14 protein-coding genes are annotated in these 14,229 nt (G+C 57.8%); 9 read left to right on the top strand and 5 right to left on the bottom strand.

Annotated features, from left to right (window positions below; genetic code table 11):
• The first annotated feature begins 4 nt into the window (after positions 1-4).
• Positions 5-457 carry a 50S ribosomal protein L9 gene (gene rplI, locus QKB66_RS08410; protein WP_062036695.1) on the top strand — a complete coding sequence of 151 codons (453 nt, stop codon included), beginning with the start codon at positions 5-7 and terminating at the stop codon, positions 455-457.
• A gap of 569 nt (positions 458-1,026) precedes the next feature.
• Positions 1,027-2,466 carry a replicative DNA helicase gene (gene dnaB, locus QKB66_RS08405; RefSeq protein WP_248092786.1) on the top strand — a complete coding sequence of 480 codons (1,440 nt, stop codon included), beginning with the start codon at positions 1,027-1,029 and terminating at the stop codon, positions 2,464-2,466.
• 196 nt (positions 2,467-2,662) lie between these two features.
• Here dnaB and QKB66_RS08400 read toward each other — a convergent pair whose 3' ends face one another.
• The 4 genes from QKB66_RS08400 to QKB66_RS08385 are packed head-to-tail and all read right to left on the bottom strand — an operon-like array spanning position 2,663 to position 7,137.
• Positions 2,663-3,241 carry a VanZ family protein gene (locus QKB66_RS08400; protein ID WP_248092785.1) on the bottom strand — a complete coding sequence of 193 codons (579 nt, stop codon included), beginning with the start codon at positions 3,239-3,241 and terminating at the stop codon, positions 2,663-2,665.
• Positions 3,242-3,243: 2 nt separating this feature from the next.
• Entirely contained in the window at positions 3,244-4,581 is a 1,338-nt protein-coding gene (locus QKB66_RS08395) for an MFS transporter (RefSeq protein ID WP_248092784.1), read from the bottom strand.
• A 45-nt stretch (positions 4,582-4,626) separates the two neighbouring features.
• Complete coding sequence (locus QKB66_RS08390; RefSeq protein ID WP_414253098.1) at positions 4,627-6,891, bottom strand: heavy metal translocating P-type ATPase; 2,265 nt, start codon at positions 6,889-6,891, stop codon at positions 4,627-4,629.
• Between the two features lie 42 nt (positions 6,892-6,933).
• A complete protein-coding gene (locus QKB66_RS08385; protein ID WP_248092782.1) occupies positions 6,934-7,137 on the bottom strand; it encodes a heavy-metal-associated domain-containing protein in 204 nt (67 codons plus the stop codon).
• Positions 7,138-7,266: 129 nt separating this feature from the next.
• Between QKB66_RS08385 and trxA the strand changes: the two genes are divergently transcribed.
• Both trxA and QKB66_RS08375 read left to right on the top strand, forming a co-directional pair.
• On the top strand, positions 7,267-7,641 hold the full coding sequence (gene trxA, locus QKB66_RS08380) for a thioredoxin (RefSeq protein WP_414253097.1): 375 nt from the start codon (positions 7,267-7,269) through the stop codon (positions 7,639-7,641).
• A 147-nt stretch (positions 7,642-7,788) separates the two neighbouring features.
• Positions 7,789-8,532 carry a PspA/IM30 family protein gene (locus QKB66_RS08375; protein WP_414253096.1) on the top strand — a complete coding sequence of 248 codons (744 nt, stop codon included), beginning with the start codon at positions 7,789-7,791 and terminating at the stop codon, positions 8,530-8,532.
• A 109-nt stretch (positions 8,533-8,641) separates the two neighbouring features.
• On the opposite strand, the gene QKB66_RS08370 is transcribed toward QKB66_RS08375, so the two are convergent.
• Positions 8,642-9,820 carry an NYN domain-containing protein gene (locus tag QKB66_RS08370; protein ID WP_414253095.1) on the bottom strand — a complete coding sequence of 393 codons (1,179 nt, stop codon included), beginning with the start codon at positions 9,818-9,820 and terminating at the stop codon, positions 8,642-8,644.
• Positions 9,821-10,034: 214 nt separating this feature from the next.
• Here QKB66_RS08370 and QKB66_RS08365 point away from each other — a divergent pair, with 214 nt between their 5' ends.
• The 5 genes from QKB66_RS08365 to QKB66_RS08345 are packed head-to-tail and all read left to right on the top strand — an operon-like array spanning position 10,035 to position 14,034.
• Complete coding sequence (locus tag QKB66_RS08365; protein ID WP_414253094.1) at positions 10,035-10,409, top strand: GntR family transcriptional regulator; 375 nt, start codon at positions 10,035-10,037, stop codon at positions 10,407-10,409.
• Positions 10,406-11,275, top strand: coding sequence for an ATP-binding cassette domain-containing protein (locus QKB66_RS08360; RefSeq protein ID WP_414253093.1), 870 nt, complete (start codon positions 10,406-10,408; stop codon positions 11,273-11,275). Before QKB66_RS08365 ends, QKB66_RS08360 begins: the two co-directional genes overlap by 4 nt.
• Complete coding sequence (locus QKB66_RS08355) at positions 11,268-12,206, top strand: hypothetical protein (protein WP_414253092.1); 939 nt, start codon at positions 11,268-11,270, stop codon at positions 12,204-12,206. The genes QKB66_RS08360 and QKB66_RS08355 overlap by 8 nt, the downstream gene beginning before the upstream one ends.
• On the top strand, positions 12,203-13,039 hold the full coding sequence (locus tag QKB66_RS08350; RefSeq protein ID WP_414253091.1) for an AAA family ATPase: 837 nt from the start codon (positions 12,203-12,205) through the stop codon (positions 13,037-13,039). Before QKB66_RS08355 ends, QKB66_RS08350 begins: the two co-directional genes overlap by 4 nt.
• The gene (locus tag QKB66_RS08345; RefSeq protein WP_414253090.1) at positions 13,036-14,034 is read left to right on the top strand and encodes a hypothetical protein; all 999 of its coding nucleotides are present in this window, start codon (positions 13,036-13,038) and stop codon (positions 14,032-14,034) included. The genes QKB66_RS08350 and QKB66_RS08345 overlap by 4 nt, the downstream gene beginning before the upstream one ends.
• Positions 14,035-14,229: the final 195 nt, after the last annotated feature.

Below are 14,229 nucleotides of genomic sequence, written 5' to 3'. Positions count from 1 at the left end.
GATCATGAAGCTGATCCTCACCGCTGCCGTTGAGAACCTCGGCGCCCCAGGCGAAATTGTTGAGGTCAAGAACGGCTACGGACGTAACTACCTGCTTCCTCGCGGCCTGGCTATCGTTGCCACCCGCGGTGCTGAGAAGCAGATCGAGGGCATCAAGCGCGCCCAGGAAGCTCGCGCAATCCGCGACCTGGATCACGCACGCGAGGTCCGCAACCAGCTCGAGCAGCTCTCCGGCGTTCAGGTTGCAATGAAGACTTCTGAAAACGGCAAGCTTTTCGGCTCCGTTTCTGCAGACGACATCGTTTCCGCTATTGAGGCCGCTGGCGGCCCGAAGCTGGACAAGCGCATCGTCGTTCTGCCAAAGGGCTTGGTCAAGAAGACCGGCAACTACCAGGTCGAGCTCAAGCTGCACGCTGATGTTCTCGGCAAGGTGAACTTCTCGGTCGTCGCTGCCTAAAACTGATTTAAGGCGCACGACGGTTTCCATGCCCGAAGCATGGAAACCACAATGACAACAGCAACGCAGTTGGTCCTTGGGGCCTGCCATGTGAGGTGGCAAGCCCCAGGGGCCTTTTGCGCGTTTTAGGCACGATTTCACCCGCCTGTGGATAACTGTGGATAACTTTCCAAATCTGTGGATAACTTTTGTCAAGTGGAGGCTGTTTTTACCGCTCGTTAACCTGCGGGTTAAAGCGTTAATGCGCAGGTAGATGCGGTTGTCCACTGGTTTTGTGTACATTTTCACATTGGCAAAAACACTTCCTGAGCTGCGCTTATAGTAATCGCAGGTCAGTGGCTTGAGGAAGTTATCCACAGGGTCTAACAGCAGTTTTGGGACAAAAGTGCGCACTCACCTGGGAATTGCACAAGTGCCTGTGGAAAACTTTCGTTTTATACCCAAGCGAAGCGCGTGGAGGGGCGAAAATTATATGTCTATCCGCTGCATTAGACTTAAAGCTTGAAAGAGTAGCCGAGGGGAGATATGCCGCCTAGCGGCCGATAAAAATATCGTGGGATGGATTGTCTATGACTAATGCAAGCTTTGATGACTCTGACTTCGTACCACCAGAGGCGCCCGATGTGCCGGAGGTAGAAGACCGTCCCTATCGCAGCAGGCGCAAGGATGACGTTAAGCGCTATGGCGAGTTCCGCCAGCCGCCTTCAGATAGGGAAGCAGAGCAAGGCGTCTTGGGCGCTATGCTCCTTAGCCCGAATACGGTTATGGAAGTCATTGAGGAGCTCGAACCAGATGACTTCTATTACCCAGCGCATGCGTTGATTTACCAGGCTATGGTCGATCTTTATGCCGCCGGCACTGACATTGACGCGGTCATCGTTGCTTCCCGTCTAGACCGCTATAACAATCTGGAGCGCGTGGGTGGTGCGCCCTATTTGCACACCCTTTTGGCCACCGTTCCTACTGCAGCGAATGCTCGCTACTATGCGGAAATCGTTGCGGAAAAGGCAGTTCTGCGCAAGCTTGTTGACGCAGGTACGCGCGTTGTTCAGCTGGGTTTTGAAGGCGCCGAAGATGCAGAAATCGAGTCTGTCTTGGATCGTGCCCAGCAAGAAGTGTTTGCGGTGGCGCAGAAGAAGACAACCGAGGATTATCAAGTTCTTGGAAAGCTTATCGATCCAACCATTGACGAGCTCGCGATGCTGCAGCAAAACGGTGGCTTGGAGGCTGGCGTACCAACTGGCTTCATTGACTTGGACAAGCTAACCAATGGTCTGCGTGCTGGCCAGATGATCATTGTCGCGGCGCGTCCTGGTGTTGGTAAGTCGACGCTGGCCATGGACTTCATGCGTTCGGCTTCGTTGCAGCATGGCAAGACTTCCGTAATCTTCTCCCTCGAGATGTCTGCCTCTGAGATCGTGATGCGTTTGCTCTCGGCTGAGGCGGAGGTAAAGCTATCCGATATGCGCGGTGGCCGTGTTTCCACTGAAGACTGGGCCAAGATCGACCAGACGCTCAACCGCATCCAAGACGCGGCACTGTTCATCGATGATTCTCCGAACCTCACTATGATGGAGATTCGCTCCAAGGCCCGCCGCCTAAAGCAACAACATGGTTTGGACCTCATCGTGCTTGACTATATGCAGCTGATGTCTTCCGGCAAGAAGGTTGAATCCCGTCAGCAAGAGGTCTCGGAATTCTCCCGTCAGCTCAAGCTTTTGGCCAAGGAGCTCGAGGTGCCGCTGATTGCCATTTCCCAGCTGAACCGTGGCCCAGAGTCCCGCACTGACAAGAAGCCGCAGCTTGCTGACCTCCGTGAGTCGGGCTCGCTGGAGCAGGACGCCGATATGGTTATGCTGCTTTACCGCCCAGACTCCCAAGACCGGGATGACCCACGAGCCGGCGAGGCTGACATCATCCTGGCTAAGCACCGCGGTGGTCCTATCGATACAATCCAGGTTGCGCACCAGCTGCACTACTCCAAGTTCGTCAACATGGCGCATGGCTAATAACCTGCCACACCCGCGACAACATGGATACTTGGTGACGCCCAAGAAGCTTCTACCTGCGAAAAGATCCCCTTAGTGGTCTTCTTCCTTGGTGGTGAATGCCAAGAAAAGTCTACTGCGCGCTCTGCGGCACCCGTGGTCAACGACCTAGCCCGCAGCGTGGTGCTCCTCGATGACGCGGAGCATTATTCGTGGTCTAAGCCGGAAGGGTCGCAGTGGAAAGCTGCGCGGAAAGCGATTCTTCAGCAGATCCATACAGAGACAAATCCTTGACCTTTGCAGGATCGCCTAGGCGCGGGCCGAGTACTACGAGCACGATAAATACCGCGGTCGTGGCGATGGCCAACCATTGCCAGAAGGCGTGCAATCTTTTTCCGAGCTGTTGCGCGAGCCAGGCGCCGAAGAATGCACCCAGGGTGTTGAAGAAGAGATCATCGATGTCGGTGCGACCTAGCGAAAAGACGTATTGGATGGTCTCGACTAGGCCAGAGAAGACAAAACCCCAGATCGTTGCCTTGAGTTTCGAGCCCACCTGCACGTAGAGCAGTACTCCAAGTGGGACGAAGAATGCGAAGTTACCGCCGTATTCAAACGCAGGCTTGAACCAGCTGCCGGAGAACAGATCATCCAGCGGCATCAGACGCAGCTCCCTGGCGCGTTGATTATCCGGATTCCAGAGATAACCGATCTGGAAGAAGGCTTTCAGAGTGGTCAGTGACAAAATGACCGCGCAATATCCACCCAGAGCAACGGCAGCGCGCAAGCGTGCATTCATCTCTATACCAGTGCCTTTCCCCGTTGTTCTGGAAGTAAGAATGCGGCAATTGTTGCCACAGCGAATGCGGCGGCGAAGATGGCAAAAAGCCAGGGCGTACCGCCGTGCGAGACTACCACTGGCACCATCAATGGAGCGAGAATGGAAGCCAGCCGACCGAAGCCCGCGGCGGCACCCGTTCCCGCGCCGCGGAGGTGGGTGGGATAGAGCTCTGGGCCGATGGCGTAAAGCGCGCCCCAGGCTCCCAAGTTGAAGAAGGACAACAGGCAACCTGCCACGAGAATCAAGGTCGTGGTGGATGCAAAACCATACATTCCTGCTGCACAGGCGGAACCGATTAGGAACGCGGCGAGCGTTGGGCGTCGGCCCCAGGATTCAATAAGCCAGGCTGCAGCGGCGTAGCCGGGCAGCTGGGCAAGCGTGATGATTAACGTGAAGCTGAAGGATTTAACCAGGCTGAACCCATCGGCTACGAGGAGCGAAGGAATCCAGATGAACGCGCCGTAGTAGCTCAAGTTCACACAAAACCAGATGCTCCAGAACGCGGCGGTCCGTCGGCGCAGTGATACCGACCAAATGCTAGTCGAGGCGATGTCTTCCTCCCCGTAGGTCGGTGGGGTAACTGCAGAGGAATGAGGTTTGCCCTCGGATCTGGCCGCTGCTTCGAAGGAGGCCACTGCCTCTTCTGCCTCCGCGTGCCGGCCTTTGGATTCCAAGAAACGCACCGACTCTGGCAGGCGGAGGCGTACGAAGAGAGCGTAGATGGCAGGTGCCATTCCCAGCGCCAAGGCCCAGCGCCAGCCGCTAGGCGACGCCCCGACTACAAAGGTGCCAATGAGCGCTGCGAGCACCCAGCCCACTGCCCAGAAAGCCTCAAGTATGACCACCATGCGTCCACGCACTTTAAGCGGGGAGAACTCGGAAATGAGCGTTGATGCCACCGGCAGTTCTGCGCCTAAACCGAGGCCGACGATAAAGCGCAGGACAAGGAGCATCGTCAATCCGGTCGAGAGGGCTGATGCGCCGGTGGCCAAACCGTAGACCAGCAGGGTTAGCGCGAATACTTGGCGGCGCCCAATCTTATCGGCAAGCAATCCTCCAAAGGTCGCGCCGAGTGCCATGCCCACGAAGCCGATTGAAGCCAGCCAGGAGGATTCGGTAGGGCTAATGCCCCAGTGGGTTGCCAAAGCTGCCATGACGAAAGAGATGAGTCCAACATCCATGGCATCGAGTGCCCAGCCGATCCCTGAGCCGGCTAACAGCTTCTTGTGTTTCTTAGTAACAGGCAGGCGGTCGAGACGCTCCGCGCGTGAAATGTGGCCTTGGTTTATTGTCCGCATACAAGGGCACTATAGCTTGGTCCAGCTCTGTGTGCTGGGAAAATGCTAGGAAGATTGGAAGTTGCGCAGACGCAGTGAGTTGCTGACAACGAACACGGAGCTAAAGGCCATAGCGATGCCGGCGAAAAGCGGGTTGAGTAGGCCCAAGGCGGCTACCGGGATGAGCAGTACGTTGTAGGCGAAAGCCCAGAAGAGGTTGCCCTTGATGATGCGCAGCGTGCGGCGCGAGAGCCGGATGGCGTCGGCTGCAGAGCGCAGATCGCTGTTCATCAAGGTGATATCGGATGCTTCAATCGCCACGTCGGTGCCAGCCCCCATGGCTAGGCCGAGGTCTGCCTGGGCAAGGGCTGCTGCGTCGTTGACGCCGTCACCCACCATGGCAACGGTCTTTCCCTCCTCCTGCAGGTGCCTGATTACCGCCACCTTGTCGGACGGCAGCACGCCTGCGGTCACGTCCGCGTTGGCGATGCCCACGGCCTTGGCGACGGCGCGCGCTGCTCCTTCGTTGTCACCGGTTAGAAGATGTGGGGCAAGGCCGAGTTCGCGGAGCTTGGCGACGGCCGCGGCAGACGTCGGCTTCACCGTATCGCGAACATCGATGATTCCAGCGAGCGTATCGTCCACGTAGACGGCGACCGGGGTTGCGCCCTCGGCCTCCGCGGCCTGGAAGGTGGCGGCGAGCTCGCCGCGTGCTGCTTGCTCACCCTTTATGCGTCCGACGCGCACGCGGTGTCCGTCTATTGTGCCCTCGACGCCTTGGCCTGCCACGGAATGGAAATCGCTTGCGGGCTCAATGCGGCCTGCCTGCGGCAGATCTTGGGCTGCTGAAACGATGGCCTTGGCAATCGGATGCTCAGAACCTGCTTCCACCGCGGCGGCGAGCAGGAGAAGCCTGCCTTCTGCTGTAGAGCCTCCCATTTGCTGCGCGAGATGTACATGTGCGACGGTCATTTTTCCCTCGGTGACGGTGCCGGTCTTGTCCATGACGATGGTGTCTACCTTCTTGGTGGACTCGAGGACCTCAGGGCCTTTGATGAGAAGCCCCAGCTGCGCGCCGCGGCCAGTGCCCACCAAAATGGCAGTCGGAGTTGCAAGGCCCATTGCGCAGGGGCAGGCGATGATAAGTACAGCGACCGCAGCGATGAAGGCTGGTGCGACGCCGCCCCCAAAGACCAAGTGCGCGAGCAGCGTTAGGACGGCAATGGTGATGACCACGGGCACGAAGACCTGCGCAATCTTGTCCACCAGGCGCTGGACTGGGGCCTTGGAAGCCTGGGCGTCGGTGACCAGCTTGGCCATTTGTGCGAGTGTGGTATCCGCGCCGACCTTGGTGGCGCGGACTTCTAAGCGGCCGGCGGAGTTCAACGTGGCGCCGGTAACGCGGTCACCCGCCTTGACTTCCACGGGCATCGACTCGCCTGTCAGCATGGACTCGTCCACGGCGGAGGCGCCGGCTTCCACGACGCCATCGGTGGCGATCTTCTCGCCAGGACGAACGACGAATACGTCTCCTACCTGGAGCTGTGCGATGGACACGCGTTTTTCCGCGCCGTCGACAAGCAGCGTAGCGTCTTTGGCGCCCATCCCCAGAAGCGTGCGCAGCGCCTCCGAGGATTGGCCCTTGGCTTTGACCTCAAACCAACGGCCCAATAGCAAGAATGTGATGACCATGCCCACCGATTCCAGATAGATGTGATCCATCTGTGCGTGGTTGGACATCAGCTCCATGTGCATCTTCATCCCAGGCTGGCCGGCGGTGCCGAAGAACATGGCATACAGCGACCAAAAATAGGCCGCGGTGGTTCCCATGGAAATCAGCGTGTCCATGGTGAAGGAGCCGTGACGCAGATTTACCCACGTCGCCTTGTGGAAAGGTGCGCCGCCGAAGATATAGACGATGGTCGCCAGAATTGCGGCCGCCCATTGCCAGTTGTCGAACTGCAGGCTGGGCAGCATGGAAACCAGCATTATCGGCGTGGAAAGCGCGGCTGAGATGAGGGTGCGGCGCAGTAGATCACGGGACTCCTGGGTGCGCGCTGCCGCGGCGGGATCTGCGTCATCCTCGGGGCCTTCCGCATCGGAAGAATCATCGCCCATAGTGAAAGCGTCGTAGCCGGCGCCGCGAACTACCTCAATGAGGGATTCGGGGTTTGCAGTGGCCGGGTCGTACTCAATGGCGGCGGTCTCGGTGGCGAAGTTGACGTTGGCCGTTACTCCGTCGACCTTGTTGAGCTTGCGCTGCACGCGCGACGAGCACGAGGTGCACGTCATGCCGGAAACGCCAAGATCTAGGTGGGCGAGATTAGTCATGGTTTTAAGAGGGAAGAGTGAATCAGGAAGGGGAAGAGTGAATTAGGCCTTGAGCTTGTAGCCTGCCTCTGCAACGGCGGCGACAACCTGCTCGTCGGTGAAGCCCTCGCCCTCGACGGTGACGGCGCCGGTGGTGTGGTCTGCGCTAACGGCGCTGACGCCGGCGATTTCGCCGACCTCTTCACGTACCGACATTTCGCAGTGTCCGCAGGTCATGCCCTCTACGGTGTAGTTCTTTACGCTCATTGTCTTTCCTTTCTTTGGGTACAACCTGACCGTATACCCCCAGGGGGTATATTGCAATAGTGCGCTAAGGAATAACACTCAGTCATGTACCGTTGATAGGAAAGACCCCGAAAAACAGGAGAGATTTATATGGCAACCATCGACGTAACCGAAGAGACCTTTGAGCAGACCGTGTCCGGTGAGGGCATTACTCTCGTAGACGCTTGGGCTGATTGGTGCGGCCCGTGCAAGCGCTTCGCGCCGGTATTCGAGAAGGCTTCCGAGGAGCACCCAGACGCAACCTTCGCCAAGCTCGACACCGAGGCAAACCAGGGCCTTTCCGCAGCGCTGCAGATCCAGTCCATTCCTACCCTGATGATCTTCCGTGACGGGATCCTGGTCTTCCGTGAGGCGGGTGCATTGCCACCAGCAGCCCTCGAGGATGTGATCAAGCAGGTTAAGGGGCTTGACATGGAGGACGTCCGTCGTCAGGTTGAAGAGCAGAACGCACAAAGCGAGAGCTAGGAAGGCAGCGGGTTCGGCGCATAGCGCTTCATCCCCCACCTTCAAGCTCTTTTCTCGGACGTTTTCTAGCTAGTCCGGCTAAACTCGCTAGAAAACGTCCTTTTTATTGGGACCTTCCCTTATTTCCACACGCAAGGAGTTAGTTCAATGGCGAATCCATTCAGCAAAGGCTGGAAGTACGTAATGGCCTCTTTCGATCAGAAGATCGATGAGAACGCCGACCCCAAGGTGCAAATTCAGCAGGCTGTGGACGCCGCCAAGGAACAACACCGCAAGATCTCCGAGCATGCGGCGGAAATCATCGGTCACAAGAACCAGCTCGAGCTGCAGATCAACCGCCTGCTCAAGCAGCAGGAGGATTACCAAAACCAGACGCGCCGCGCCCTCGAGCTAGCAGATAAGGCGGATGACCCACAGGCTGCTTCCGAGTACAACCAGGCTGCCGAGGTCGTAGCCTCTCAGCTGGTTGCTGTGGAACATGAGCTGGAGAACGTAAAGACTCAACACGCCGCTGCCATTCAGGCTGCAGAGCAGGCTAAGGCTCAGCAGCAGCAGTCCGAGGCACGCCTGAAGGAGCAGCTGGCACAGGTCGACGAGCTCATGGCGCAGGCTGATCAGGCCGCGATGCAGGAGCAAAACTCCAAGGTCGCGCAGTCCATGGACGAACTGCAGGCGGATGACTCCGTGCCTACGCTAGATTCTGTGCGCGCAAAGATTGAAAAGCGCTATACCGATGCACTGGGTGCGCAAGAGCTGCACCAGGCTTCCGGTGGCAGCCGTATTCAGGAAATCACCGCGGCCGGCAATGACATGAAGGCAACCTCCCGTCTGGAGGAGATCCGTGCCGAGATGGCTAAGCAGAAAGAGCTGGGTTCCGGTGAGCAGAAGTAGCCACTAAGGCTTTTAAGGCAGAAATAGAAAAAAGAGGCGGCCACCTCCTTCTTTCCTCAACGCTGAGGGAGCTGAAGGGGGTGGCCGCCTCCTTTTTTAGGTGAGGAGGTTAGCTTTCCTCGCGGCGGATGGCGATGAGGACGCCACGAATGCCGGAGTGGAAGCCATCGCGCAGATTGACGCGTTGGGATTCGCTCAGCGTGTACTCGTGCAGAGTTTCACAGGCAAACTGCAGCAGCGGGCGGTCGATCTCCGGCGGCAGGCCGCCGCCCGAGAGTAGGTGTGCTTGGTCGCGTTGCTCGGCGTTGGCGGCATTCTCGAACCACCAGGAGGCGTATTGCTGGCCGACGTCGAATGGCGACTGGAAGCCGGCAGAGGTCCAGACCTCCTCGGGTAGCGGCACGTACTTGGAACGCAGCTTGCGGCGCGGTGCCATCATGGACGGCTTCGGTGCAGCTGGCTTCGGAGTCTCGGCTGCGCTTTGCGTTTCGTCGGTGGAATCTGTAGACGGGGTCTGCGGTGCCTGCGTGTTCGCGGCCGCAGGCTTGGTCTCGGCAGTTTCACCCGAGCCCGTTGTGGTGGCCGTCTGTGGCGCGAGGTCGGCAGGGGAGGGGCTGGGCTTCGGTGCTGAGGTAAACGCTGCTTCTGCCTCGGAAGGCTCGCACTCGTCCTCTACTTGAGGCACCTGCGGCAGCTCTTCGTCGCTGTTGTGAGGCTCGCGGATGGTGGGCGGCAGTGGGCCTTCCAGAACCTGCAGCTCCATTGCATCGGCGAAATCTTCGCGCGGATCGAGGATGGTCGTGGTGTCACAAGCGTGGCGCAGTGCGGAGGACATGGAGTCCCAGCCAAAGCCGTAGAGGTGCACGCGCACGCCCGCGTTTACGGCTTCTTGTACGCCCGGGATCATGTCGGCGTCACCGGAAACCAAAACAAAGTCGGTGACTTGCTGCTTCATTGCAGCGAGAATCATGTCGGCAACGAGGCGGGTATCGACTGCCTTTTGGGTGCGGCGCTCGCCCCACTCGATGAGCTGGCCGGTGCGAAGCTGCACGCCATCACAGGTGCGCAGTGCGCGCTGGTAGCGGTGTGGGCCAGTGTCTGGGATTCCGTCGTACCAGTACTGGCGGTGAATGCGGTTTCCGAGCTGGTTCTCCACCATGGAACCGAGATTATTTACGACCTCTGGGAGGTCAATTTCTAGTTGCGCGCGAGCTCCGGTTTCCCATGAGTTATAAAAGCTCGCAAGCAGGTAAGACGTGTCAACGAAGACAAGTGTTCGTTCAAGCATGGCTCCTAAGTTCCGTTCCTAATAGTTCTAAATAAATTTGCTTTGGTTTCCAGTGTGCCCCATTAGTCACTAAACGTCGATGCCTTGGGGGGAATTGGCAGGTCAGACGGTCTAGAAAAGTTTTGCTCTTGCGTAAACCTAAAATCGGAGGTACTTGTTTAGTTAGTTAGTTGAGTGACTAACCAGTTGAGCAAGCGAGGAGGTGCAGGCGTACATGGATAACTCGACGCAGCCGTTGTTCAGACAGATCGCCGCGCTAATTGAGGACTCCATCGTGGAAGGTGGCCTGGAAGAAGGAGCGCAGGCGCCTTCGACGAATGAGCTAGCCGCCTTCCACAACATCAATCCCGCCACGGCACGAAAGGGGATTACTTTGTTGACCGAACTCGGAATTCTAGAAAAACGCCGCGGCATCGGCATGTTCGTGGCGGCCGGCGCTACCGAGAAAATCCGCCAGCGGCGCCGCAATGACTTCGCCGCCGAATACGTCGCCCCCCTCGTCGATGAGGCCGTCCGCCTTGGGTATACGCGCGAGCAATTACAAGAACTTGTCCACCGTGTCGCAGAAAGCAGAGGACTCTACTCATGACCGCACACACCGCGAACGCCGCAAACGCTGCAATCACTGCAAACACCGTTGTAACCGCGCAGGGTGTTTCCAAGTCTTTCTCCCGCAAGACCGTCCTGGACGGCGTCAATATTCAACTAGAGGAAGGCCGCATCTACGGGCTTGTTGGCCGCAACGGCACAGGCAAGTCCACTCTGCTTTCGCTGCTGGCCGGGCAGGCGCGTTACAAGGGAAAAATTGAGGTCTTCGGACAAGCGCCTTTCGATAACGCCGAGGTGATGGATCAGGTGGTCTTCGCTGGCGTGGACACCGCCTACCCGCGTTCCTGGAAGTTTGGCGCGATTGTGAAGGTTGCAGCCCAGCGCTACCCCCACTGGCAGCAGGAGGTGGCGGAGAATCTCATCGAGGTCTTCAACCTCGATCTGAGCACGCGCCATGGCTCGGCTTCCCGCGGCCAGCGTTCCATGCTGGCCATTGTCATTGCTCTCGCGGCGCGTGCACCGTTAACTCTGCTGGATGAGCCTTACCTGGGTCTCGATGCCTATAACCATGAGGCCTTCTATCGTGAGCTCCTCGCTGAGCTGGAGGCCCATCCGCGCACGGTGGTGTTGGCGACCCACGATCTGCACGCGACTTCGCAAGTGGTCGACAGCTACCTAGTGCTGCGCGACGGCGTTGTCCGTACTTTTGATGCCGCTCTGCTTGACGACGCCCTCGTTGAAGTCGCCGTTACCGGGTCCCTACCCGCAGAGCTGAAAGAGGCGGCGCTCGCTAAGGAGACCGTGGGTGGCAATACCCGCGTCATCGTGGAGCGCGGCGTCGCCCAAGGCAAGCCGGTCAACTTGGAAGACGCAGTGAAGCTCGCGATGGGAGGGCTCGATGTTTAAACCCATGTGTAGCCTGTTTTGGCACCACATCACCGACTATTGGTGGCGCTGTCTCGCCGCGGTGGTACTGATTGTAATTTTTGCCTCGGCGCGGTTCTGGACAGACTTCCCCCTAGTTTCGCAGGTTATGTTCTCGTGCTTGGGTCTCAATTTGGCCTTTGCACTCTTGGTCCCTTTTCAGGCATTCAAGGCCTTTGGCTACCGGCGCGCAGATTTCCTGCGTGTGAATATTCCCCTCGCGGTGCTCGTGGTCGCAGCCATTGCTGTGTTCGATATTGGTGTTATCCCACTGTCGCAAGCGCTGGGAATCACCGGGCTAATCGCACTTTTCGTCGTTTGGTATCTATACACGCAAATCCGTGATAAAGATCGTGAGCGCAAGCGCACCGCCGTTAAAGATTCGAAGGGCGCGCGGTGGAAAGTCACGCTGTCCACTGCCGTCATCGTTGGCGGCCTGCTCTTCGCTTGGCAGAAGTTGCTCCCCGGCGTATTCCCTTCAGTGCGGGATCCATTTATTTGGGCAATTCCCATCCTTTTTGGTGCCGTCGGTAGCAGCTGGCTCTTTGGCGACTCCCTTTACATGTGGCAGGCATTCGGGCGCACGCGCCGCTCCTGGCGTCGCCACAACCTAGGCACGGGCTTGCTCGGGCTGGTGTGCGTGCTTGCACTAAGTGGGCTGCTTGCCCCCGCGGATCTCTTCGTGAATGTGGGACTTTATGTCCTGTTCTTTGTGTTGTGCAATGCGACTTTGTGGTTGGTCCTCGTTGGATCGATGGTTGGACCGGGCCTTCTCGGGATTATTCAAGGCTTAGAAATATCGCAGCCTACCGGCGCGATCGTATGTGTAGGCTGCATCGTCCTTGCTTTGCCCGTTCATTACTTTTACCCGCTGTACGCAAATACCCAACGTATCCCGGAGTGGTCGAAATGATTAAAGCCGAAAACCTAGCTATGCAAAATGCTCCGGCGCTGTCTTTCGCGCTTGAAGATAACCTGACCCACGGCTTGGTGGGCCCCAATGGAGTGGGCAAGACGACGCTGCTGCGCATGATCGCAGGCCAGCTCAAGTCGGAGGGGTTGAAAGTCTTTGGGGAGCGTCCCTTTGACAACCAGAAGATCATGGATCGCATCATCCTGATGGGCATCGATAACCCACTTTTCGATGGCTGGAACGTGGACAAGCTCTTCCGCATTGGCAAGGCGCGGTGGAAGACCTGGAACCAGGAGCGGGCTGAAGAACTCGCCGCGCAATTTGCGATCCCGAAGAAGAACTACTCCGGCTTGTCCCGCGGTCAGAAGTCCGCGATGGGCTTTATCTTCGCCGTAGCTTCCGGCTGCGAGTTGATGCTGCTGGATGAGCCTTACCTGGGCCTCGACGTCGATAAGCGTCAGCGCTTTCTTGAGGTCCTCCGGGAGGAACAGGGCAAACGCACGATTGTGGTGTCCACCCATCATCTCGATGAGATTGAGGGCTACCTCGACACGGTGCTTTTGCTTGGCGAAGCCCCCTTGGCTGGTCCCATTGAAAGCCTCGTCGACTGCATCGTGGCGGTGACGGGCCCTGCGGAACAAGTAGATAGGGCGTTGGGGCGCCTGCAGTTGCCGGTGTTGGCCCGCCATTCCTCGGTCCACGCAGAGCGTGTGCTTATCGACGCCCGTCCCAACTTCGCCGAGTGCGTATTCGACCAGGCGGCAGAATTCGGGCTACGCGCGCAGGAAGTCACCCTGGAAGAGGCGGTGCTGGCGCTAGGAGGTGCACAATGAAACTCTTCTTCGGCACGCTCAATTGGAGCAGCTCGTTGGTCACGATATTCCTGCTGTCCGGCTTTTTCCTGCTTCGCGGAATTGAAGACCCGCTGATTACTACATTCGCCCTCGTCGCACTTTGGGCGGCGATTTTTGCGACTGAACCAGACAAGACTAAAGCACAGGCGCTGGGCCTTAGCACTGCGGTTATAACTCGCTATGGGCGAATCGTAGCGGTAATGCCAGCCCTAATTGCTGGTGTCATCAGCATTTATTTGCGATGGTGGTTCGCCCTCGTCATAACGGCGCTAATTCTCGCGTGGAAGCTGACCTGTTGGAAGGCCAAAGCCAAAACCATGACGGTCGAAGACCTCCTAGCGGATACTCCAGGCAATGATAGCTTTGGACACTTCCCAGCAAGCCTTGAAGGTCAGTTGGTCTACCGCCCGTTGGTTCGCGGTTGGTTCATCGGCTGGGTTGTCCTGGGTATCGCAGCGGTGGCGAACGCCTTCATCAGCAGCACATGGCCTGAGAACGGACCGAATATCGGAAACATGCTGATGACAATGGGCATCTTGGCGATGGCAACTGTTGTGCAACACCTAGATTCTTTGGCCAACTTCGTCACGCTTGGCGGCAGCCAAAGTACTTGGGCGCGACATGTCATCATCGCAAGCTTGGTCAGTCCGGCGGCGAGCCTCCTTGGCGTTGGGCTTAGCTGGCTGATTGTGGGTAAACCTATTTGGCTCATTGCAGCATTCGGCTTCCTGGTGCCCGCACTCGTTGTCTCAGTTGAATTGTGTTCGTGGAAGACCGTCTACATGCCGGTGCTGATTGCCGCTGCAACGGCAGCCATCTTCGTGTTGCGAATGAAGGAGATGCTCGACGGGGTGCCAATGATGCTCGCGGCGGCAGTTACGTACGCGCTATGGGCGGTGCTGCTGCCCGCCAACGTGCGCCGCGTGAATCCATACGCCTCAGGCCTTAAAAAATGGCTAGGTATAAAGACCTAAAAAGTTGGGTTTACCAGCGGATTTGTAAAGTTTCAAAGTGGTGTGTAACTTTATGTGAGTCAGCGCGACCGACAGCGCCCCACAGTCACCCAGTGACTGGCTGAAGCGGCGATAGGAAAACAGGCCCTGACAAAAACAAATTTTTTGCTCATAATGAGCCGTCACCATTCAAATGGTGCCTGTTCGTTGTGTGGC

This window comes from Corynebacterium sp. c25Ua_89 (assembly GCF_047459735.1).
In the GTDB taxonomy this organism is placed as follows: domain Bacteria; phylum Actinomycetota; class Actinomycetes; order Mycobacteriales; family Mycobacteriaceae; genus Corynebacterium; species Corynebacterium simulans.
The sequence above is the reverse complement of the archived record's forward strand: the minus strand, read 5'-3'. Positions and strand labels throughout refer to the sequence as shown.